The 20572-nt window shown below is 72.3% G+C and carries 13 protein-coding genes; 4 read left to right on the top strand and 9 right to left on the bottom strand.

Translation table 11 applies throughout. The features are described from left to right. Positions 1-3: 3 nt before the first annotated feature. The gene (locus QP939_RS35670) at positions 4-1206 is read right to left on the bottom strand and encodes an ROK family transcriptional regulator (protein WP_285450751.1); all 1203 of its coding nucleotides are present in this window, start codon (positions 1204-1206) and stop codon (positions 4-6) included. A gap of 256 nt (positions 1207-1462) precedes the next feature. On the opposite strand from QP939_RS35670, the gene QP939_RS35665 reads away from it, so the two are divergent. The 3 genes from QP939_RS35665 (at position 1463) to fahA (ending at position 5715) form a co-directional block, all read left to right on the top strand. After that, positions 1463-3199, top strand: a complete 1737-nt coding sequence (locus tag QP939_RS35665) for a BCCT family transporter (protein ID WP_285450750.1) — start codon at positions 1463-1465, stop codon at positions 3197-3199. Between the two features lie 513 nt (positions 3200-3712). After that, entirely contained in the window at positions 3713-4543 is an 831-nt protein-coding gene (locus tag QP939_RS35660; protein ID WP_285450749.1) for a hypothetical protein, read from the top strand. Continuing rightward, on the top strand, positions 4540-5715 hold the full coding sequence (gene fahA / locus QP939_RS35655) for a fumarylacetoacetase (RefSeq protein ID WP_285450748.1): 1176 nt from the start codon (positions 4540-4542) through the stop codon (positions 5713-5715). Before QP939_RS35660 ends, fahA begins: the two co-directional genes overlap by 4 nt. 5 nt (positions 5716-5720) lie before the next feature. Here fahA and QP939_RS35650 read toward each other — a convergent pair whose 3' ends face one another. After that, a complete protein-coding gene (locus QP939_RS35650) occupies positions 5721-8786 on the bottom strand; it encodes a P-loop NTPase fold protein (protein WP_285450747.1) in 3066 nt (1021 codons plus the stop codon). A gap of 146 nt (positions 8787-8932) precedes the next feature. On the opposite strand from QP939_RS35650, the gene QP939_RS35645 reads away from it, so the two are divergent. Further along, positions 8933-10012 (top strand): pyridoxal-phosphate dependent enzyme, encoded by a 1080-nt coding sequence (locus QP939_RS35645; RefSeq protein WP_285450746.1) that lies wholly within the window; start codon positions 8933-8935, stop codon positions 10010-10012. Between the two features lie 46 nt (positions 10013-10058). On the opposite strand, the gene QP939_RS35640 is transcribed toward QP939_RS35645, so the two are convergent. From QP939_RS35640 to QP939_RS51980, 7 genes are all read right to left on the bottom strand, one after another. Then, positions 10059-11081, bottom strand: a complete 1023-nt coding sequence (locus QP939_RS35640) for an ATP-grasp domain-containing protein (protein ID WP_285450745.1) — start codon at positions 11079-11081, stop codon at positions 10059-10061. A 26-nt stretch (positions 11082-11107) separates the two neighbouring features. Further along, positions 11108-12223, bottom strand: a complete 1116-nt coding sequence (locus QP939_RS35635; RefSeq protein WP_285450743.1) for an ATP-grasp domain-containing protein — start codon at positions 12221-12223, stop codon at positions 11108-11110. Further along, positions 12154-13266 (bottom strand): MFS transporter, encoded by a 1113-nt coding sequence (locus QP939_RS35630; RefSeq protein ID WP_285450742.1) that lies wholly within the window; start codon positions 13264-13266, stop codon positions 12154-12156. The genes QP939_RS35635 and QP939_RS35630 overlap by 70 nt, the downstream gene beginning before the upstream one ends. A gap of 117 nt (positions 13267-13383) precedes the next feature. Further along, positions 13384-14559 (bottom strand): ATP-grasp domain-containing protein, encoded by a 1176-nt coding sequence (locus QP939_RS35625; protein WP_285450741.1) that lies wholly within the window; start codon positions 14557-14559, stop codon positions 13384-13386. 210 nt (positions 14560-14769) lie between these two features. After that, complete coding sequence (locus QP939_RS35620) at positions 14770-17208, bottom strand: beta-L-arabinofuranosidase domain-containing protein (protein WP_285450740.1); 2439 nt, start codon at positions 17206-17208, stop codon at positions 14770-14772. Next, on the bottom strand, positions 17205-20117 hold the full coding sequence (locus QP939_RS35615) for a glycosyl hydrolase (protein WP_285450739.1): 2913 nt from the start codon (positions 20115-20117) through the stop codon (positions 17205-17207). The genes QP939_RS35620 and QP939_RS35615 overlap by 4 nt, the downstream gene beginning before the upstream one ends. Further along, entirely contained in the window at positions 20114-20557 is a 444-nt protein-coding gene (locus QP939_RS51980; protein WP_352252801.1) for a glycosylhydrolase-like jelly roll fold domain-containing protein, read from the bottom strand. The genes QP939_RS35615 and QP939_RS51980 overlap by 4 nt, the downstream gene beginning before the upstream one ends. Positions 20558-20572: the final 15 nt, after the last annotated feature.

Below are 20572 nucleotides of genomic sequence, written 5' to 3'. Positions count from 1 at the left end.
CGGTCAGCTGCTCAAGGTGAACGCGCGGTCCGTCGCGGACCAGGCCGCCCCGATCACGCCCGCCGTGTCGCCGAGCTCGGAGAGCACGATCGGGAGGTTCCCGGTCGCCAGCGGCAGCGAGCGCCGGTACACGGCGCTGCGCACCTCGGCGAGCAGCTGGTGGCCGAGCTGCGCCACCCCGCCGCCGATCACGACCATCCCCGGGTTGAGGAAGCTGACCAGCGACGCGACGACGTGGCCGAGTCGCCGCCCGCCGTCCCGGATCAGGTTGACCGCGCCGAAGTCGCCCGCCGCGGCGGCGCGGCCGACGTCGCGGGCGGTGACGACCCCGCGTTCGGCGGCCACCTCGGCGAGGTGGGCCGAGCGGCCACTGCGTGCGAGGGCGAGCCCGTCGCGGGCCAGCGCGGCCCCGCCGAAGTAGGCCTCCAGGCAGCCGACCTCCCCGCAGGCGCAGGTCGGGCCGAAGTCGTCGAGCCGGATGTGCCCGATGTCGCCGGCGGTGCCCGCGACGCCGCGGTAGACCTTGCCGCCGAGCACGATCCCGCAGCCGATCCCGGTGCCGATCTTGACGAACATCAGGTCGTCGGTCGAGCGCGCGACCCCGGCGTGGCGTTCGCCGAGCGCCATGGCGTTGACGTCGTTGTCCACGGCGACCGGGCAGCCCCAGAGCCCGCCCAGGTGGTCCCGCACGTTGAACCGGTCCCACCCGGGCATGATCGGCGGGGCGACGGCCATCCCTTCGGCGAAGCTGACCGGCCCGGGCAGCCCGATCCCGGCGGCGACCAGCCGGCCGGGCGCCTCGTCCCGGACCTTCGCGGCGAGTTCGGCGACCCGCCGCAGCACGGGGTGCGGCCCCTGCCGGACATCGCAGTCTTCGACGGTGTGCGCGAGGACCTCGCAGGAGGCGTCGGTCACGGCCACCCCGACCGACGTCGCACCGACGTCCACGGCGAGCACCCGCAGGTCACCGGCCAGCCGCACGAGCGTCGAGCGCCGCCCGCCCCGGCTGGCCGAGGGCCCGGCGGTTTCGACGAGACCGACCTCGTCGAGCCGGGCGACCTCGGCGCCCACCCGCGCGCGCGGCAGTTCGAGCCGCTCCCCCAGCTCGACCCGCGACATCGGGCCCTCGTCCCGGAGCAGGGTGAGCAACCGGGTCTGGTGCCGGGTTTCGACCATCGAGTGCTCCGTGGTGGGTGCCGAGCTCATCCGAGAAGCGTACGACCTCGCGGCGGAAGCCCGTGCGAACGCGGGTGGCCGGACCGCTCGCCCGTGTCACGCTCGACACGTTCACCGCCGACATTCCACCTCCCCGCGCGTCTCCGCAGGTCAACGCCGCCCTCGACGGTTCAAACGTCAGTTGCCGCAATTTCTGCCGTTCGTCCCGTTTCTGGTTAGGGTGCCGGGAGGAAACCAGGTCACCCGGGTGGAAGGAGATCGCGCGCCGGTGGCGCGCGCTTGGACCATGACTTCGCAGGACGGCAGGCAAGCGGAAGAAGAGGCGGTGGTGTCCGCCGCGACGGACGTCGCCAACGCACCGGACACCACGGGTCCCGGGCACTCGCCCGACGAGCACGTTCCGCTCGACGTCGCGGCCGACCGGCCCGCGGCCACCGACCGCGTCGTGTTCGGTGTCGCGGCCGTGCTCGCGCTCGCCATCATCGTCTGGGGTGTGCTCTCCCCGGCGAGCCTGGCCAGCGTCGCCTCGACCGTGCTGAACGACGCCGTGATCCCGTACGGCGGCTGGGCTTTCGTGCTGACGGCGAGCGGGTTCGTCCTCTTCGCGGTGTGCCTGGCGATCAGCCGCTACGGCCGGATCCCGCTGGGCCAGGACAAGGAGCTGCCCGAGTTCCGGACGTCGTCGTGGATCGCGATGATGTTCAGCGCCGGGATGGGCATCGGGCTGATGTTCTTCGGTGTCTACGAACCGGTTTCGCACCTGGCCAGCCCCCCGCCGGGGACCGCGGCGCCGAACTCCGACGAAGCCGTCCACACCGCGATGGCGACGACGTTGTTCCACTGGACCGTGCACCCGTGGGCCATCTACGCGGTGGTCGGCCTCGCGATCGCCTACAGCACCTTTCGCAAGGGCCGGACCCAGCTGATCAGCTCGGTGTTCGCGCCGCTGCTGGGGAACCGGCGCACGGAAGGGCCGCTGGGCAAGGCGATCGACGTCATGGCGATCTTCGCGACGCTGTTCGGTTCGGCCGCCTCGCTCGGCCTCGGCGCGCTGCAGGTCGGTGGCGGCATGGGCGCCGTCGGCTGGATCGACGACCCGGGCAAGGGCCTGCTGGTGGCGATCATCGCGATCCTCACCATCGCGTTCATCGCGTCGGCGGTTTCCGGGGTGGCCAAGGGCATCCAGTGGCTGTCCAACATCAACATGGTGCTGGCCGCGGTGCTCGCGGTGTTCGTGCTGGTGGTCGGGCCGACGGTGCTGATCCTCAACATCGTGCCCGGCGCGATCGGCGACTACTTCCGCGAGTTCGCCGAGATGTCCGGCCGCACCGGCATGACCGGCGGCGAGCAGATGCAGACGTGGCTGTCCGGCTGGACGGTTTTCTACTGGGCGTGGTGGATCTCGTGGACGCCGTTCGTGGGCATGTTCATCGCCCGCATCTCGCGCGGGCGCACGATCCGCCAGTTCATCTTCGGCGTCATCGCGATCCCGAGCATCGTGAGCCTGCTGTGGTTCGCGATCTTCGGCGGCGCGGCGATCAGCAGGCAGCGCGCGGGCACGGACATCGCGGGCGCGGGCAGCGCGCAGTCGGCGACGTTCGAGCTGCTGGAGACCCTGCCGTGGTTCGTGCCGATCGCGATCCTGGTGATGCTGCTGGTGTCGATCTTCTTCGTCTCCGGCGCGGACGCGGCCTCGGTGGTGATGGGGACGCTGTCCCAGCGCGGCAGCGTGCACCCCAAGAAGAGCGTGGTGATCTTCTGGGGCGTGCTGATGGGCGCGGTCGCGGCGGTGATGCTCCTGGTCGGCGGCAACGAGGCGCTCACCGGGCTGCAGAACCTGACGATCCTGATCGCGGTACCGTTCCTGTTCGTGATGGTCGGGCTGTGCGTGTCGGTCTGGAAGGACCTGCGCCACGACCCGCTGATGCAGCAGGAAGACGCGATGATGCGCTCGTTGAAGGAACTGCACGACGAACGCAACGCCGGACGTCGTCACCGCCTGGGCCGCACGCGCCGCTCCTGACCGGTCCCCGGTGGCGGTCCTGCTCGGGGCCGCCGCCGGGACCGGGCCGCGTCACTAGGTGAACGTCGTCGCCGATCCACTTCCACATCGGGACCGTTCCGTTCAGCTCCGCGCCCGTGATCAGGTTCTCCCGCTTGTTTGGCGGTCAGCGCCGCCCGGTGCGCGCGGGGCTCGAGCATCGCCCGGTACGCGCACGGGCCGACCGGTCCCCGCCCGCACGCGCCACCGGCACCGCCCGGAGCAGCGCCATGGCATCCTCCCGGCGACCAGGCGGCCGATCCCCGGCAGCGGGCCGAACCGCAACGCCGCCACCGCCCGAAAGGAGCGCGGCCGCGTACGACCGGCCCCAGCCCCGCCGCCCGGAAGGCGTCCTCCCGGCGAGCCGGTGACCGGTCCCACGGCGTGGAATACTGCGACGGGCCCACCCGGCCCACCCCACCGACGCCCGCAGCGAAGCGGGCCGACGACCGAGGCTCCCGGCGACCCCGGGACCCGATCCGAACGGAGGCCACGATGAGCGCGATCCCCGCCGTACTGGCCGGGTTGTGCGATGACGCCGCTGTCTTCCCGCCCGGCCTCGCCCCGCTCCCCGATGCCGTGGGCGCCTACCGCGACCGCGCCGGCGCCTGGTACGCCGAGCTGGTCGGCCCACTCGTGCTCGCCGCCGCCGCGGTGCCCGGCCTCGATCCGCTCCTCCCCGACGATGGCACCCCACTACCGCTCTCCGTCACCTTCCCGGAAGGGCCCGCGCAGGTGTCCGACGTCCGCGCCGCCGCCGCACGGCTGCCGGTCGAGCTGCGGTCGATCGAGGTCGCCCTGCCCGTCGGCATGGCCGTCGATGCCTTCTTCGCGCAGCTCGACGACGTCACCGGCCTCGACGTCTACGTGGAGGTCCCCCGCGACGACCGCCGGGACGCCGTGCTCGACCGGCTGCCCGGCCGCTACCGGGCCAAGTTCCGCACCGGCGGGGTGCGCGCCGAGCTGTACCCCGACGAGGCCGAGCTGGCCGACGGCATCGCCGCCGTCGTCGCCGCCGGGGTGCCGTTCAAGGCGACCGCCGGGCTGCACCACGCCTTGCGCAACACCGACCCGGAGACCGGGTTCGAGCAGCACGGGTTCCTCAACGTGTTGCTGGCGACGGACCTGCTCCGCACCGGTTCGTCCACAAAGGACGCCATCGAGGTTTTGGCCGAACGGGACGGCGCGACCGTCGCCGGGCTGGTCACCGAGAACGTCACCGGCGCGCGGGCGGCGTTCACCTCGTTCGGCACCTGCAGCATCACCGACCCGCTGACCGAGCTGGTCGGCCTGGGCATCGTCACCGCACCGGAGGAAAGCGAGTGAGCACCATCACCATCCCGGACGGTTCGCCGTTCGGGCTCGACAACCTGCCCTACGGCGTCTTTTCCGCCTCGGACAGCCAAAAGCGGGTGGGCGTGCGGGTCGGCGACACCGTCGTCGACCTCGCCGAGCTGCTGCGCGACGACGTCTTCGCGGCCCCGACGCTCAACCCGTTCCTCGCCCAGGGCCGGGAACGGTGGACGCGGGTACGGACCCAGCTGCGCGAACTGCTGACCGGCGACGTCCTCGAAGCGGCGGTGCACGCGCTCGGCGACGTCGTGCTGCACCTGCCGTTCGAGGTCGCCGACTACGTCGACTTCTACGCCTCCGAACACCACGCGTCGAACCTCGGGCGCCTGTTCCGCCCGGACGCCGAACCGTTGCTGCCCAACTGGAAGCACCTGCCCGTCGGCTACCACGGCCGGGCGGGCACCGTCGTCGTGTCGGGTACCGACATCGTCCGCCCGTGCGGCCAGCGCAAGGCGCCCGACGAGGATGCGCCCACCTACGGCCCGAGCCGTCGGCTCGACATCGAGGCGGAGCTCGGCTTCGTCGTCGGCACCGGCTCGCCGCTGGGTGGCCGGATCGGCGTCGACGACTTCGCCGAGCACGTGTTCGGCGCCGTGCTCGTCAACGACTGGTCCGCCCGCGACCTGCAGGCCTGGGAGTACGTGCCGCTCGGCCCGCACCTGGGCAAGAGCTTCGCGACGTCGATCTCGCCGTGGGTCGTGCCGCTGCCCGCGCTCGAGGCCGCGCGCGTCCCGCTGCCCGGCCAGGACCCGGCTCCCCTGCCCTACCTGCGCGGCAAGGACGACTGGGGGCTCGACATCGACTTCGCCGTGGAGTGGAACGGCGAGGTGGTCTCGCGCCCGCCGTACCGGGAGATGTACTGGTCACCGGCCCAGATGCTCGCGCACCTCACGGTGAACGGAGCTTCGGCTCGCACGGGCGACCTGTTCGCCTCCGGCACGATCTCCGGGCCGGAGAAGCACCAGCGCGGCGCGTTCATCGAGCTGAGCTGGGGCGGCCGCGAGCCCGTGACGGTCAAGGGCGAGGAGCGCACGTTCCTCCTGGACGGCGACGAGGTGACGATCACGGCGACGGCACCGGGTCCGGGCGGCAGCCGCATCGGCTTCGGCGAGGTCACCGGCACCGTCCGCCCCGCCACCCCCTAGCCGCGTCAGAAGGTGAACCCGAACCGCGCGATCACCGGGCCCCAGCGCCGGTAGCTCTCGAGGTCGTCGAGCATCCCCCGCTGACGGCTCGCCTCGAGGGCGCCGTGCAACCGCGTCCACTCCGCGAACTCGGGTGACCCCGCGAGGAGCCCGGTGGGGAACAGCTCACCGGGCTCCTCCCCGGCCGTGGCCGGGGCCAGCCGCCGGACGAACTCCGCCCAGCTCCGGACGTCGGCCGCCTGCTGCAGGGCGGGCAACAGGAAGTTCGCCAGCATCGGGTACCCGGCGACGGCCGCGAGCAGGGTCAGCACGGCCTGGAACTCGCCGGGCCGCCCATCGCCGCCGAGGAAGCGGGAGCGCGGGCCGACGTGCCGGGTCGAGCGGATCAGGCGGTAGGTGTTCATCAGCCGCTTGGCCGCACGAGGGCTGTTGACCAGCGCGCCGAGCCCCTGGGCGAACTCGACCTCGGGCTTGGTGAGACCGATCCGCTCCCCCGCGCCCCCGGCCGCCGCGGAGCCCGGCTCCAGGTCCAGCCCGGCGGCGACCGGCACGCGTTCGTCCTCGGACGCGGGTTCTTCCACGGCGGCGGTCGCCGCGGGGCGCACCGGCACCGGCGTGATCGGCTCCGAGACGTCCGCGACGCTGCCGATCAGCCGGGCGAAGGCCGCCGGTTTCATGGCGGGCAGGGTGAACGGGATCTGGAAGATCTTCTCCAGGTACTCGATCGGCATGCCGCGCAGGTAGGCGTCGGCCCGCGGGTCGCCGTCCGCGGCGAGGTCGCGGTACTGGTGCCACAGGCTGCTGCTCAGCCAGCGCGGGTCCACGCCGACCACGACCACGAACAGCTCCAGCGCGAGCAGCAGGTGGACGGCTTCCAGCACCTCGAGGACCTTCGACGGCGGGCACCGGTCGAGGTCGTCGATGTAGAGCACGACGCGGGAGACGGGCCGCACCCCGGCCTCGGCGCTCCGTTCGCGGCTGCGCAGCAGGGCGTCGAGGAAGCGGAAGTCGCGGTGCAGCCCGCCGACCACCCCTTGGTGCTTCTGGTAACCCGACGCCCGGTCGTTGAGGAACTCGTACAGCTTCCGGCCGACGGTGAGCGTCTCGGCGGCGGCCCGGGTGGCGGCGATCTTCTCGTCGAGCGCGGTGATCGCCTGCGTCTTCTCGGCGATCACGTGCTCGGTGTCCGCCAGTTTCAGGTCCAGAGCGCGCTCTTCGCGGCTCCGGCGCGTGCGCAGCTCCTCACGGACTTCCGAGGCGATCCCGATCGCCGTCTGGAGGTGCCCCAGCGCGGTGTTCACCCGGCGGGCCGCGGGAGCCGCCATGCGGGCGGCCACGACGAGCGAACCACCCGACCCCGCCAGGGAAAGCAGCCAGGCCGGGCCGCCGCGGGTGGCGAGCGCGACGGTCACGACGGCCAGCACGGCGAACGCCGCCGCGAGCGTGCCGAGCCAGGACTTGTGCCGGATCCCGCGCCAGACCGCCGGGAGGTAGCCCGCGGTGGTGCGGAGGTCCTTGGCCAGCCCGGTCAGCTCGTCGACCGCCGGTTCGAACCCCAGCTCCCCGGAGATCTTCTTCAGTTCTTCCCGCACTTCGGGGCGCTTCGCGAGTTCGACGGCGACGTCCGTGAGCGGCGCGTTCTCGATGTCGTCCCGCCGTTTTTCCCCGGCCTGCTTGCGGCGCCCGACGAGCTGCTTCCGCTCGGCCTCCAGCCGTTTCAGGTCGGCGTCCAACGTGGACTTGGCGTCGCGGTAGGTCTCCAGCTCGGACAGCAGCGCTTCGCGTTCTTTGCGGTGGCGGTCGCCGCGGCCGCGCTGCCACTGGAGCCGCTGGCCGGGGTCCACCGGCTCCGGGTCGGCGAGCCGTTCGAAGATCTCGATCGCCAGGCTCGCCCAGAGACTCGTGTCGGCGTAGTGCCAGGCGTTGAACCGGATCTGCACCACGCTGAACTCGTCGTCACCGGACTCCGGGACGCGCTCGGCGATGCGCTCCCGCATCTTCTCCATGAAGAAGCTCTTGCCGGTGCCCCACTTCCCGAAGAGCCCGATCGACAGCGGCGGCGTGACGGCCGGGTCGGTGACCACCTCGCACAGCGCGTTGACGTAGCCCTGGACGTCCAGCTGGTCGGCCCCGCGCGTGCCGTCGTTGCGGTAGCCGGGGGCGAACCGGATGCCGTCGAGCACCGACGCCAGGCGCGACCCCGGCGTGGCGACGGCCTCGTCGATCTCCGTGGCCAGCGGTGCCCAGGCTCCTTCGGCTTTGAGCGCGGCCAGGACTTCGGGGGCCGTGAGGCCCAAACCGAGCAGGAAGAGCCGCCCGTTGAGCATCTCGTGGCGGCTCTTCGCAACAGTTTCAGCATCGAACCAGGCGGAGACGGATTCGTACCAGTCCTCCCAGGTGCGATGCCGGCCGCGTCGCTGGAGCGAGCGCACCGAGCCCAGCCGCCCGCCGGCGTACTCCGGGTGTCGCTCCGCGATGGCCCGGACGATGTCGAACGCGTTCAGCGGCCCGCTCAGGCTCTCCGCCACGGCCCGCATGCTGCTCGACAGCGGCACCAACCGAGCCCGGCGACGGCTCGCGTCGGCGAAATCGTGCAGGTTGTTCAGGGTCTCGTCGACCGAAACGCGCATTTCCCGCAGCCGCCGGGGCAATCCGGCGCCCGACCGAGCCGAGCGCACGATCGCGATCGCGATGTCGACGAGCTCGACGACCCGCTGCTCGCGCGGCAGCGTCCCCAGGTGGGCGCGCAACGCCAGACCGAGATCCTCGTCGGTGATCACCTCCATGACGGGCCTGCCGCGCGGCACCCCCGAAACGCCGAGAAGAGCACCGAACTTCTGGGGATCCACGCCGCTTCGCCGCAGCACGGGCCCGATGTCCTCGTCGGCCAAGAGCACCCACAGCGCGGTCGACCGGGTGACCCGGTTCGTCGCACTGCCGCCCGAGGCGTGCCGCTCCCCCTGGACGGCCGACGCCGTGACGGCGAACTCGGCCACGCGCCGCCCCGGCGTCCGCCCGGACTCCTCGATGAGCTCGCTGATCGTCCCGGCCGGGTCGCGGATTTCGTTCACCGAGGAGTGTCGCCTCCGGCCCTGCCCGTGTTTCAGGGCCGGTGGATCTTCACCCCCTCGGCCGTGCGGAACGCATGGGCCGCAATTCCGGAGAACAACTTCGAAAATGCGGAAGAAACACGACGTGCGTTTCACACCCTACGCTGGTGCGGCATTCAGGGGAGACAACGGAAGGGCTGCACGTGTACCGGTCTTTTTCGGAGAAGCTCGCGGATCCCGACCTCATCGATCTCGGGGAGGGGATCTACGTCCTGCGGTTCGAGGTCATGAAGGTGGCTTCGGTCCGCGCGGCCGTGCAGGACCTGCTCGACCGCGGGGTCATCCGGCCGGGCCAGACACTGGTGGACAGCTCCAGCGGCATCTACGGGCACGCGCTGGCGCTGGTCTGCCGCGAGTTCGGGCTCAAGTGCCACATCTTCGCGTCGATCTCGGTCGACGTCGGGATCCGGACCCAGCTGACCTACCTCGGGGCCACCTTCCAGCAGGTGCCCTCGTCGGCCAGCCTCAAGCACGACCAGGAGATCCGCGTCCGGCTGGTGCACAAGTACCTGCGGGCCAACCCGGACGCGTACTGGATGCAGCAGTACCACGACGACGTCCACTACCTCGGCTATCGCGGGGTGGCGCGGACCGTCGTCGAAGAGCTGGGCACCGACGGGCTGACCCTCGTCGGCGGGGTCGGCACCGGGGCGTCCACCAGCGGGATGGGCCGGTACCTGCGGGAGGCGTCCCCGGACGTGCGGGTGGCCGGGATCCAGCCGTTCGGCAGCCGGTCGTTCGGGGCGGAGTCGGCGCCGATGGACTCGTTCATCATCGCCGGCATCGGCAGCGGGATCCGGTTCGCGAACATCGACTACCGGGTCTACGACACCGTGCACTGGCTGGACTTCGACGTCGCGGCGGCGGGCTGCCGGCACCTGCTGGCGACCACCGGCGTCTTCGCCGGGCTCTCCGGCGGCGCCGGGTGGCAGGTGGCGAGGCACGTGCGCGAGACCGAGCCGGGTGGCGGCCCGATCGTCTTCCTCGCCGCCGACCCCGGCCACCGCTACGTCGAGGTCGTCTACCCCGTGGAGGCCGCCGACGCGCCCGACCCCGGCTACCGGCCGGTGGAGATCGGTTCACTCGACGACCTGACCGGGCCGTGGTCCACGATGGACTGGGCGCGGCGGCCGTTCGAAGTGCACGACGACCTGCCCGAGTGGCGCCAGGTTCCCCGGGCCGCGTGACCGGGACGGCCGCCCGGCCCGCTCACCGGGCGGCCGTTCAGGCTGTTCAGGCGGCTTCGGCCGAACCCAGGCGCCCCTGGGCGCGCAACGCCTCGAGCACGGTGTTGACCGCCTCGGACGACTGGTCGACGCCGGTGGCGCGGAACGAGTAGTTCAGCCCGCCCGGGTTGACCAGGTTCAGCTCCATCACGTACGGGTACGCCAGGTCGATGCCCGAGTAGAAGATGCCGTGCGCCATCAGCCGCTTGCCGAGCCGTCGCACGAAGGCGTCTTCCTCGGGGGTCAGCGTCAGGCCCTCGAACTTGGTGCCGAGGGTGACGTTGGCGCGGTCGTCGTGCTCGAAGTGGAACCGCCGGAACCCGCACACCGGGACGTCGCCCGCGATGATCACGCGCTTCTCGTTCTCGCGGACGTTGGGGATGTACTCCTGCACGGCCGCGTACCGCTTGGCCAGCCCGATGATCTCGCGGCTGTACATCTCGTACCGCGGCACGGCGTTGCCGGTGGCCGACTGCAGCAGCGCCGCCCGGTTGCGCTCGTTCTTCGACAGGAAGTAGACATCGGCGCCGCAGCCCTCGTTGGTCGGCTTGAGCACCCAGGTGCGCTCGGCGTCCGACTCGACCAGTCCGGTGAGGAAGTCGAAGTCGTTGGACACGTAGGACGCGGGCAGGTGCTCGTGCGGCACCACGGACCCGAGCGTCGTCTTGGAGTTGAGGTAGAACAGCGCGGCGGCCTCGTTGACGAACGGCACCCGCTGGTTGAGCACCCAGAGCAGCTGGAAGTTGTCGGCCTGCACCTCGGGGTTGGTGCCCGCGAGCACCCACACCAGGTCGAAGTCCTCGGCCGAGGCGTAGGTCTCGGACAGCGCCGGGAAGTCGTGCCCGGTCAGGTACTCCTCCGACAGCCGGACCCGGTCGCAGACGACGACCGAGTCGTGGATCGAGAGGGTGTCGATGTCACCGATGTGGACGTCGTGCCCCTCGCGGTGCAGCGCGCTCGGGATGATGGAGTGGTTGTCCAGCCGGAACTTCGCGACCTCGGACACCAGGACGAGGATCTTGTACGGCACGGGCGGGGTCCTTTCGGGCGGCGGGTTCACGACCCGCGGGTGAACGCCGCGACGGCGCGGGTGAGGTGGGTTTCGAGATCGGCGCGGGTGTCGCCGACGGCGACCACGAACCCGTGCCGGTCGCGGGACTGGCGGACCGCGGGCGGGCGGCGGCCGGGCACGGCGGCCAGCTGGGCTTCGACGACCCCGGGCGACGCCGTGACGGCGGCGAGGTCGACGTCGGGCACGGGCGCGTCGGCGGGGAACGTGACGTAGCGGATCCCGGCGACGCGCTGCCGAGTCGGGGCCGTCGGCACCGGCAGGCCGAGGACGACCGCCATGGTCTGCTCGAAGACGTCCTCGCCGAGCGCGAGGGCGAGCATGTCGCTGATCCGGTCGCCGCCGGGGCGGCCGTGCGACTCGATCAGCCGGGGCCCGGCCGCGGTCAGCATCACCTCGGTGTGCGAGACGCCGTAGCGGTACCCGGCGGCGTCGAGGGTCGCGGCGACGAGGTCCGCGATCGCGGCCGCCGGGCCCGCGCCGAGGTCCACCGGCAGGGTGTGCCCGGTCTCGACGAAGTGCGGCGCGCCGGTCGTCGCCTTCTCCGTGACGGCGAGGATCCGGTGGCCGCGCGGCGAGCTCATCGCCTCGACGCTGTATTCGGTGCCGTGCAGGAACTCCTCGACGAGCTGGGGCCGGTCGATCGCGGTGAGCGCGGCGAGGTCGGCCGGGCCGTCCAGCCGGGTCACGCCCGCGCTGCCGGTGCCGTCGACCGGCTTGACGACGCACGGGTACCCGATCCGCGCGACGGCCCGCCGGACTTCGCCGAGGGTGTCGCAGACCGCGTGCGCGACCGGCACCCCGGCCAGGTCGCCGACCGCGGCGCGCAGCTTTGCCTTGTCCCGGAACGTTTCCAGCGCTCCCGGTGGCGTGCCGGGCCAGCCCAGCCGCTCGTTCACCACCGCCGCCACGGAGGAGCCGACCTCGCCGAACCCGAAGCAGGAGACCGGCCCGGTGAGGTCCAGCTCGCGCAGGCGGGCCACCAGGACGGCGGGGTCGGTCGTCCACGGTCCGTTCTCGATGACGACCGGCGTCACCCCGAGGCGGCGCGCGGCGTCGAGGACCAGGGCGCGCGGGCTGAGCAGGACGGCCGTTTCAGGCATGGCGGACCCGCGCTTTCGGCAGGAGGAGGCTGGCGACGGCGGCGGCCGCGGACACGCTGATCAGCACGAGCCAGACGCCGTTGCCGCTGAGCAGCTGCACGAGGTAACCGCCGAGACTGGCCCCGGCGAGGCTGCCGACGGCACCGGCCGCGCTCATCGTCCCCAGCGCGATCCCGGTGCGGCGCACGGAGCTTCGCCCGGATCGCCTGCTCGTCGAGGCTCGGCCCGATGAGCATCTCGGCGAGGGTGACCGGCAGGGCGAAGACCAGCAGCGAATACCAGCCGGCGTGGGCCAGCAGAACCGCGTAGGCGCAGGCGAAGAACAGGAAGCCGAGCGCGAGCAGGGTGCGGTTCGCGGCCCGGGCGAAGACGTGGCGCAGCAGCGCGTACTGGCACAGCACGACGAGGACGCCGTTGACGGTGAAGACGACCGCGATCGCCGCCGTGCTGCCGGTCATCGCCAGTGCCGCGATCGGCACGACGACGTTGAGCTGGCTGTAGATCGCCCAGTAGGCCACCCCGAGCACGAGCAGCGTGAGCCAGTGCGCCCGGCCCCACCGGCCGTCCGGCGGCTCGGCCGCCTCGGTGACCGGGCGCGGCCGCGCGGCCGGTCGGCCCGCGCGCAGGAGCAGCCGGACGCCGAGCGCCAGGTGGGACAGGACGCAGGCGCCGAGGATGTACCGGAACCCGAGCGGGTAGACCGCCGCCCCGAGCGCGGGCCCGGCGACCACGCCGATGTTGACGAACGTCGAGCGCAGCGCCAGCATCGCGCGCGGCCCGACCCCGTCCTCCGAGACCAGCCGCGTCTTGATCGCCAAGCCGAGCAGGGAGCCGCCGACGCCGATCCCCACCACCCCGGCGACCAGCGACGCGAAGTGCCCGCCGAGGCCGAGCAGGACGTACCCGGCGATCCGCAGCGCGAACCCGGCGCCCAGCACCGCTCGCGTGCCGAGGCGGTCGACCAGGAAGCCGGTCAGCAGCGAGAAAGCCTGGCTGGAGAAGGCCAGCAGCCCGACCAGGAACCCCGCCTGGCCCGCCGCCACGCCGCGGCCGGTGAGCTTCGATCGCCAGCAGCGGCAGGAACATGAACGTGGTGAGCCCGGTCAGCAGCACCGTGACCAGCAGGGCCCGCCCGTCCGGGGACGTCTCGCGCCACGCCGTCACGGCACGTCCGCGGTGTTCGCCACCAGCCACGCTTCGGTTTCCCGCAGCCGGATCTCGACCTCGGCGGTGGTCCGGCCCTCGACCATCGCCCAGCAGAGGTGCGAGGTGCTGTTCTGGGCGACCGCGCCGTCGGCGAGGGCGGTGTTGACCTCGTAGGCGGTGATCCACGGGAACGGCGGTCGTTCGGGGGCCCGCACCGCGTGGCCGGGCGGGACGATCGCGACGGCGCCGTGCAGCTCGGCGGGCGGACCGGACGGCGCGTCCTCCACCGGCAGCCCGGTGGACAGGCGCAGCCACACGGTCAGCGGGTCGAGGCCGTAGGTGGCGCGGGTGAGCGCGGGGATCCGGGCGCCGCCGACCCGGGACGCGATCTCGCACAGCAGCAGCTCACCGTCCGCGGTGCGGAAGACCTCGAGGTGGTAGGCGGACACGGCGGGCGTGCCGAACGCGGCGAGGCAGTCGTCGAGGAACGCGGTCAGCTCGACCGCGACCGGGTCGTCCGGGTGCAGCTGCAGGGAGCCGTTGTTCTCCCCCGACAGCACGCCGAGGCAGCTGCGCAGGTACCGCGAGCAGGCCACGAACCGGTAGCCGTCGGCGAGCACGGCGTCGACGTGGTGGACCTCGCCGTCGACGAACTCCTCGGCCATCAGGTCGTCGCGCCAGTGCCGCCTGCTGAACGCGGTCAGGTCGTCCCGGTCGCGCAGCACGGTGATGTCCCGGGAACCGCCCTGCTTCCGGGGTTTCACCACGACCGGGTAGCCGACGTCGTCGATGAAGGCGAGCAGGTCGGCGAAGGTGCCGAGCCCGGCGAACCGCGGCGTGCGGACGCGCTTGCCCGCCACCTCCTTCATGACGACCTTGTCGCGGAAGGACAGTGCGCTCTCCGGCGACTGGCCGGGCACGCCGAGGTGGGTGCGGAGCCGGGCCACGCGCTCGAGGTCGTACTCGTTGTCGGTGATGACGTGGTCGAAGACCCGGTCGCGGGCGAGCTCGCGCAGGCGGAGCTCGGCGTAGGGCACGAACTCGCAGTCCGGCACGTACTCGTAGTGCGCGAAGCCCGACGTCCGCTCCAGCTCGTGGTGGCTGAAGACGTGCAGGCCGCCGGTGAGCTCCGGCAGCATGGCCGCGTAGTCGTTGAGCCGCCCGTAGTTGACCACCGCGACGTTGACCACCGCAGAACCGCCCCTCGCCGCCCGTGAACACGCTGTCGTCCCAGCGATGCTAGGGAGCGGGCCGTCGGGCCCTCATCTCCCAGGCGGCGGCATCACCGCACGACAGGACATGCGCGGACGGCGAGGAGCGGCTACGGCTGAAGGGGACTTTCACCGCATCACATGCGCTGAAGGGGACGTTCATCGCATCACATGCACTGAACGTCCCCTTCAGCCCGCCCAGCCCGCCGCCAACGCTCGGATCTCCTCCTCGCCCAGTGTGCGGCCGTACAACCGGAAGTCCGCGACCGCGCCCTTCAGGTACGGGTGCTTGGGGTTCTGCGACCGCCCGAGGTAGTTCAGCTGGGTCGCGCCGAGCAGCAGCGGGCTCATCAGCGGTGCCGGGTTCATCCCGGTCAGCGCCCCGCCGAAGTACAGCCGCAGCCCGTTCCCCGCCGTCACGGCCACGTGCGTCCACTCCCCCGCCGGGAGGGCGACCGCCGCGTCCACGTAGTCCTCGCCCTCCATGCCGCTCAGCTTCATCGCGCAGCGGGCCACGCCGAGACCCGTGCGCGGGGTCAGGAACAGGTACGACTGCGGGTTGAAGCCCAGGTCGAACACCCGCGTCGAGTTGACGATCACGTCCGGGCGCACCCACATCGACACCGTCAGCTCGGTCAGGTTCGCCGGGAGCCCCGGTGCCAGCCGCACGTGGCCGCCCGCGCCGTCCAGCTCGATGCCCCGCGCACCCGGGACCGCCCCGCCGACAAGCACGGCGTCGGGCCAGCGGTGCGTCGACTCAGCCAGGTCCGCGCCCAGCGGGTAGACCGCCACCGTCTTCGGCGCCTGTTCCTCCGGCGGCGTCGCGAAGTAGACGCTGTAGTGCTCGTGGTGCACGTCGAGGAACGGGCTCAGCCGCAGGCGCTCGGCCCCGGCCTGGACGCTGAACTCCGCCCGCCCCGGCTCCCGCCGCAGCGTGCGCGGGTCCACCGTCGGGATCACCGGCGGGACCGACGACCCGTGCCGGGCCGCCAGCACCAGCGGCCCGTACGTCAACGCCCGCACGGCCGGGTTGTCCGGCGCGGGCAGCCAGCGCGGCGTCATCGGCAGGCGCAGCTCGACGACGTCGCCCCGCCGCCACTGGCGCCGGATCGTCGCGAACCGGCCCGGGGACGCGGCCACCGCCGTGCCGTTCACCGTCAGCCGGGGGTTCGAGACCCACGACGGGATCCGGACGCGCACGGCGAAGATGGCGGACCCGTCGATGCGCAGCCGCACCGTTTCGTCGTACGGGTACTCCGTCTCCAGCCGCACCGAGGCGCCGTGGAAGTCCACCGCGGACGGGATGAACAGGTTGACGGACAACGTGTCGCCCGCGGTGGAGTAGATGTTCTCCGCGTACTTCACGTGCGTCTCGAGGCCCGTGCCGTGGTCGCAGGTGAAGTTGCCGTAGTCGCTGCTGTACGAGCCCGGGTCCGACGTCACGCCCTGCTTTCCCTGGCGCTGGGCACCCGGCACCAGCCCGGTGTAGTAGGTGACGAACCCGTGCGGCGAGTCCGGGTCCTGCTCGCCCAGCAGCTGGTTGAGCAGCGTCCACTCGTAGTGGTCGAGGTACTCGCTGCGGCTCGGGTCCTGCAGGTACAGCAGCCGCCCGAGCTTGAGCATGTTGTAGCTGTTGCAGTTCTCGCAGGTGTTCTCGCCGAGCTGGCTGACGATCTGGTCCGGCGGGCCGAAGAACTCCGCGTTGGCGTTGCCGCCGATGACGTAGCTGTGGTGGTGCACGACCTGGTCCCAGAAGTAGGTCGCGATCGTGCGGTAGCGCTCCTCGCCCGTGACGTCGTACTCGGCTGCCGCGCCGACGATTTTCGCGATGTCGGTGTTGGCGTGCCGCCCGGCCAGGGTGTCCTGGCGCGCGGCCAGCGGCGTGAAGATCTCGTCGTGGTCGAAGCGCCGGGCCAGCTCCAGGTGCAGCGGGTCGCGCGTGATCGCGAACAGGTTCGCCAGCGCCTCGTTCATCCCGCCGAACTCGGTGTGGAGCACCTTCTGCATGGCCTCGCGCGACAGCGGCGCCGTGCGCGTGTCGATCCACCGGGCGATGCCGCGGGCGACGTCGAGGGCGCCCGCGGTGCCGAGCAGCCGGTGCTGGTCCAGCAGCCCGGCGAGGATCTTGTGGATCGTGTAGTACGGCGCCCAGACGGACTTCCCGGCTTCGAGGTCGGCGAACGCCTGCTCCGGGAAGGCCGAGAGGTAACCGGACGGCGCCTGGCACTCGGCCAGCGCGGCCACCAGGCGCGTGCTCTTCGCGGCCAGCTCGGCGTCGCCGGTGTTCGCCGCGGCCAGGGCCAGGCCGGAAAGCAGGTGCCCGGTGGTGTGCCCGCGCAGCTGGATGTTCGGGGCCTCCCAGCCGCCGCACGGCTCGGCCGACGTCGGCCGCCCGGCGGTCAGCCGGAACGTGTGGAGCAGCCGGTCGAGGTCGACGAACTTCAGGTACGCCACCGTCCGCCGCATGTTCGCCAGGTAGCGGCTCTCCAGCAGCCGGACGCCGCCGAGCGCGACGGGCCGCATCGGCGCGTCCGGGGCGGCCGAAGCGGCTGAGGCGCTCCAGGGCGCGACGGCCGCCAGACCGAGAGCCGCGCCGAGGCCGAGCGCACTGCGCCGGGTGAAGTTCATCGGACCTCCTCCTGCCGGTAGGGCAGCAGGCGCACCGGCCCGACCAGCCCGTAGGCCTGCCGCGCCGCGATCGCGAACACGGCGGGACGGCTCACCCGGAGCCGGTTGTTCAGCGTGGTGGCGACCTCCACCTCGATGCTGTTGCGCCCGGACCGCAGCCACGGCCCGACGTCGACGACGGTGTCGAGCACGTCGGCCGGGGGCAGCGCGGTGCCGTTCACCCGCACGCGGTAGGTGTCGAACACCTCCCCGAGGTCGAGGTAGGCGCCGAGCCCGTGGTCCCACCGGCCGAGGTCGACGGTCGTCCGGTAGCGGCCGACGCCCGAGACGTCCTCCAGCCCCAGGATCGACGGCCAGGCCGCGAGCGAGGTCAGGGAGAACCGCCGCGTCGGCTTGATCGTCTCCGTCGGGGTCGCGCCCGGCTGCCAGTCCGCCACTTCGAGGTCCCAAGTGGACAGTGCGATCGGCGCGGGCGCGGCCGCGACGGTGGTCCGCGCGACGCGGCCGTCCGCCAGGGTCGTCGAGTACGTGCCCGCGGCCGACGCCCGGACCACGAGCTTGCCGTCGAGGTACCGCACCTCGGGCGCGTCCGTGGCCACCGCCTGCGGGCCGCGGTCACCGCGCGCGAGCGCGACGAGCACCGACTGACCCGGGTTCAGCGAAACCGAAACCCGGACCTTGTCGCCGACGCGGGTGAACACGCCGAGCCGCTCGGTCTCGCCGGTCCAGGCGTTCAGCAGGAACGGCCGCGCGTCGCGAGCCTGCGCGGTCAGCCACACGTCCTGGGTGACGGCGGTGATCTTGCGGTTCTCGGCGTGCCGGGCGTTGCAGAGGTAGTAGTAGTCGGTGTCGCCGTCGACGCGGTGCACGCTCATCACGGTGGACGTGGCGTGCTCGACGTCCCGCGTGACGCCCAGGTCGGCGAGCGCGGCCGGGATGCCGGTGGCGTCGGCGACCACGCGGACCGTCCGCTGCGCGAGCAGGTCCGAGAGCAGCGACTTGAGCTGGTCGTTCTCCCCCGGCTGCGCGATGCCTTCGGCGTGGACGTCGGTCCAGGTGCCGACGACGATCGTCGGCAGGCCGGCGCGGGCGAAGTCGAGGAGCCGCCGGGCCGCGGGCACCGACAGCGTGTGCTCGCTGCCGTGGAACTGGTCGCCGCCGAGGATCATCGCCTTGTACGCGGGCCCATCGGGCGCCAGCCGCCCGCCGCGGACGACGGCGCTCGGCAGGTCCAGCACGCCTTCGCTGAGGAAGCCGTGGGTCCAGCCGATCGGGATGCCGTCGTTGGTCGCCCACGGCGCGCCGATGCCGGTGGACGTCCAGCCCTTCTGCCGGAAGAACGCGAGGTCGACCTGCGGTTTCCCGGTGCGCAGCACCAGCTGCGTGCGGGCGAACCAGCCGGCGATGTCCGGCACGTGCTCCCACGTCGGCTGGCGCGGGCCCCACGCCTCGGCGTACCCGATGCCGGTGCCGTTGTACGGCGAGAAGGCGGCGAACCCGGGCCACTCGGCGCCCGGTGCCATGGCGTACGCGAACCCGTGCAGCACGGCCTGGTTGACGCCGCCCGCGAAGACGCTGCCCATCGTCTGCAGCACCTTGTCCCAGGTGGTGTTGTAGGCGCCGTTCGCGTACGCCGCCGACTCGCACGAGAGCAGCTGCCGCCCGCCCATGTCCCGGCCGGAGGCGAGCACGCGGTAGTCGTCGAGGTTCTTGAACCCCAGCGACTCGCTCTCCGGCACGTCCAGCAGCGCGGCGCTGCGGATGGCGTCGGTCGGCAGGCCGTAGGGCTGCACGCGAATCGTCATGCCGAGGCTGTGCGCGAAGTCGCGCACCGGGATCAGGTGGTTCTCGTGGTACAGATCGGAAAGCACCTGGTTGTAGTCGTCGCGGACGTGGTTGGTCGTGTCCGTGTCGAAGGCGTACAGGTACTTGCCCTTGCGCTGGACGATCACCGGCAGGTACGGCAGCAGGTCGTAGCCCGCCCGCCGCCGGAACTCGGCGACGAAGTCCGGCGTCCAGATCGTCGCGTCGGTCTCGATCTCCAGGGAGTCCTCGAACAGGTCGCCGCCGACGTCCTTGAGCAACCGCCGGATGGCGGGCGTCAGGATCGTCGAGTTCCACTCGTCGAGCACGACCTTCGTGCCCGCCGCGCTGAAGTGGTCGACGACGTACGCGAGCGGCGCGGTGTGCGGCCCCGCCTCCGGTTGCTGCGCCGAGCCGCGGAGCCAGTACGCGAGCAGCACCCACGTGCCCTCCGGCGCGGTCCAGCTGATCTGTCCGTTGTGGACATCCACGGACCGCACCGACGCCGGGTCGAGCGTCACCGTGGCGGCGGTCGGCGACCCGACCACCTTCGCGGCCTGGACCGCGAGCAGGTCCTGCTTGCCGACGCCGTCCTCGGCAGGCACCAGCGCGGGCGGCGGCGGGCCGGTGTAGGTCCCGTCGACCGTGACGACGCCGTGGGCCAGCTCCTTGCTCGCCGCGACGTCGTCGGGCGTGATGGTCGGGACCGCGGTGGGCCAGCACGGGCCCATCGCGAGGTCGACGGTCAGGCCGCGCGCCTTCGCCCGGCGCAGCGCCGTCTCCACCGCCGCCAGCCACGCCGGGGTGCCCCAGCCGTGGTGCTCGGGGTCCATGACCGTCCGGACGCTGTGGTGGACGTCCTGGATCTCGACACCGCCGAACCCGGCGTCGGCGATCTGGTCCACCTCACGGGCGATCTCGCCGCGGTCGACCAGGCCGTGCGGCCACCACCAGCGGAACTTCGCGGCGGTCGACGCGTCGGGCTTGGCGAACTGCCGCGCGAACGGCCTGCCGGGCGCGGCGAGGGCGGGCGGTACCCAGGAGAGGGTGGCACCGACGCCGAGGGCGGCGCCGATCGTGAGCACCGTGCGTCTGCTGACTGTCATCGGGTGGCCTCCAGCCGGGCGGTGAGGGCGGCCCGCGGGCGCAGCGCGACCGGGCCGACGAGGCCCGACGCCAGGATCTTGTTGCGCGAGTTGGCCAGGGTGTTGGTGACGCGGACGCTGATCGTGTTGACCCCGGGACGCAGGGCCGTGGTGGCGTCCACTGTGTACGGGTGCCAGAGCGCGGCGGGCAGTTCGGCGCCGTTCACCGTCGCCGTGGCGAGGTCGTGCACCTCCCCCAGGTCCAGGATCAGCTTGCGCCGGGCCAAGTCGGCCGCCGTGAGGGTGACCGTCGTGGTGTAGACGGCGCTGCCGGAGAACGTCGGCGCGAAGGTGGTCCACGAGCCGAGCGGGCGTTCGGTGGCGACAGCGCCGTCCTGCTCCAGCCGGACCGTCCACGGCCCGTCGAGCGCGATCGGCGTCAGCGGGTCGGTGACGTTCATCGTGCCGCGGTAGGT

The sequence above is a fragment of the Amycolatopsis nalaikhensis genome (assembly GCF_030264295.1).
GTDB lineage: Bacteria > Actinomycetota > Actinomycetes > Mycobacteriales > Pseudonocardiaceae > Amycolatopsis > Amycolatopsis nalaikhensis.
Note: the sequence above shows the minus strand (reverse complement) of the source record. Positions and strands in the feature narration are given on the sequence as shown.

Coding starts and splice junctions, on each gene's coding strand:
- QP939_RS35660 (WP_285450749.1), top strand. CDS start 3,713: ATGAGCGCGATCCCCGCCGTACTGGCCGGGTTGTGCGATGACGCCGCT.
- QP939_RS51980 (WP_352252801.1), bottom strand. CDS start 20,557: ATGAACGTCACCGACCCGCTGACGCCGATCGCGCTCGACGGGCCGTGG.
- QP939_RS35615 (WP_285450739.1), bottom strand. CDS start 20,117: ATGACAGTCAGCAGACGCACGGTGCTCACGATCGGCGCCGCCCTCGGC.
- QP939_RS35670 (WP_285450751.1), bottom strand. CDS start 1,206: ATGAGCTCGGCACCCACCACGGAGCACTCGATGGTCGAAACCCGGCAC.
- QP939_RS35620 (WP_285450740.1), bottom strand. CDS start 17,208: ATGAACTTCACCCGGCGCAGTGCGCTCGGCCTCGGCGCGGCTCTCGGT.
- QP939_RS35635 (WP_285450743.1), bottom strand. CDS start 12,223: ATGCCTGAAACGGCCGTCCTGCTCAGCCCGCGCGCCCTGGTCCTCGAC.
- QP939_RS35665 (WP_285450750.1), top strand. CDS start 1,463: ATGACTTCGCAGGACGGCAGGCAAGCGGAAGAAGAGGCGGTGGTGTCC.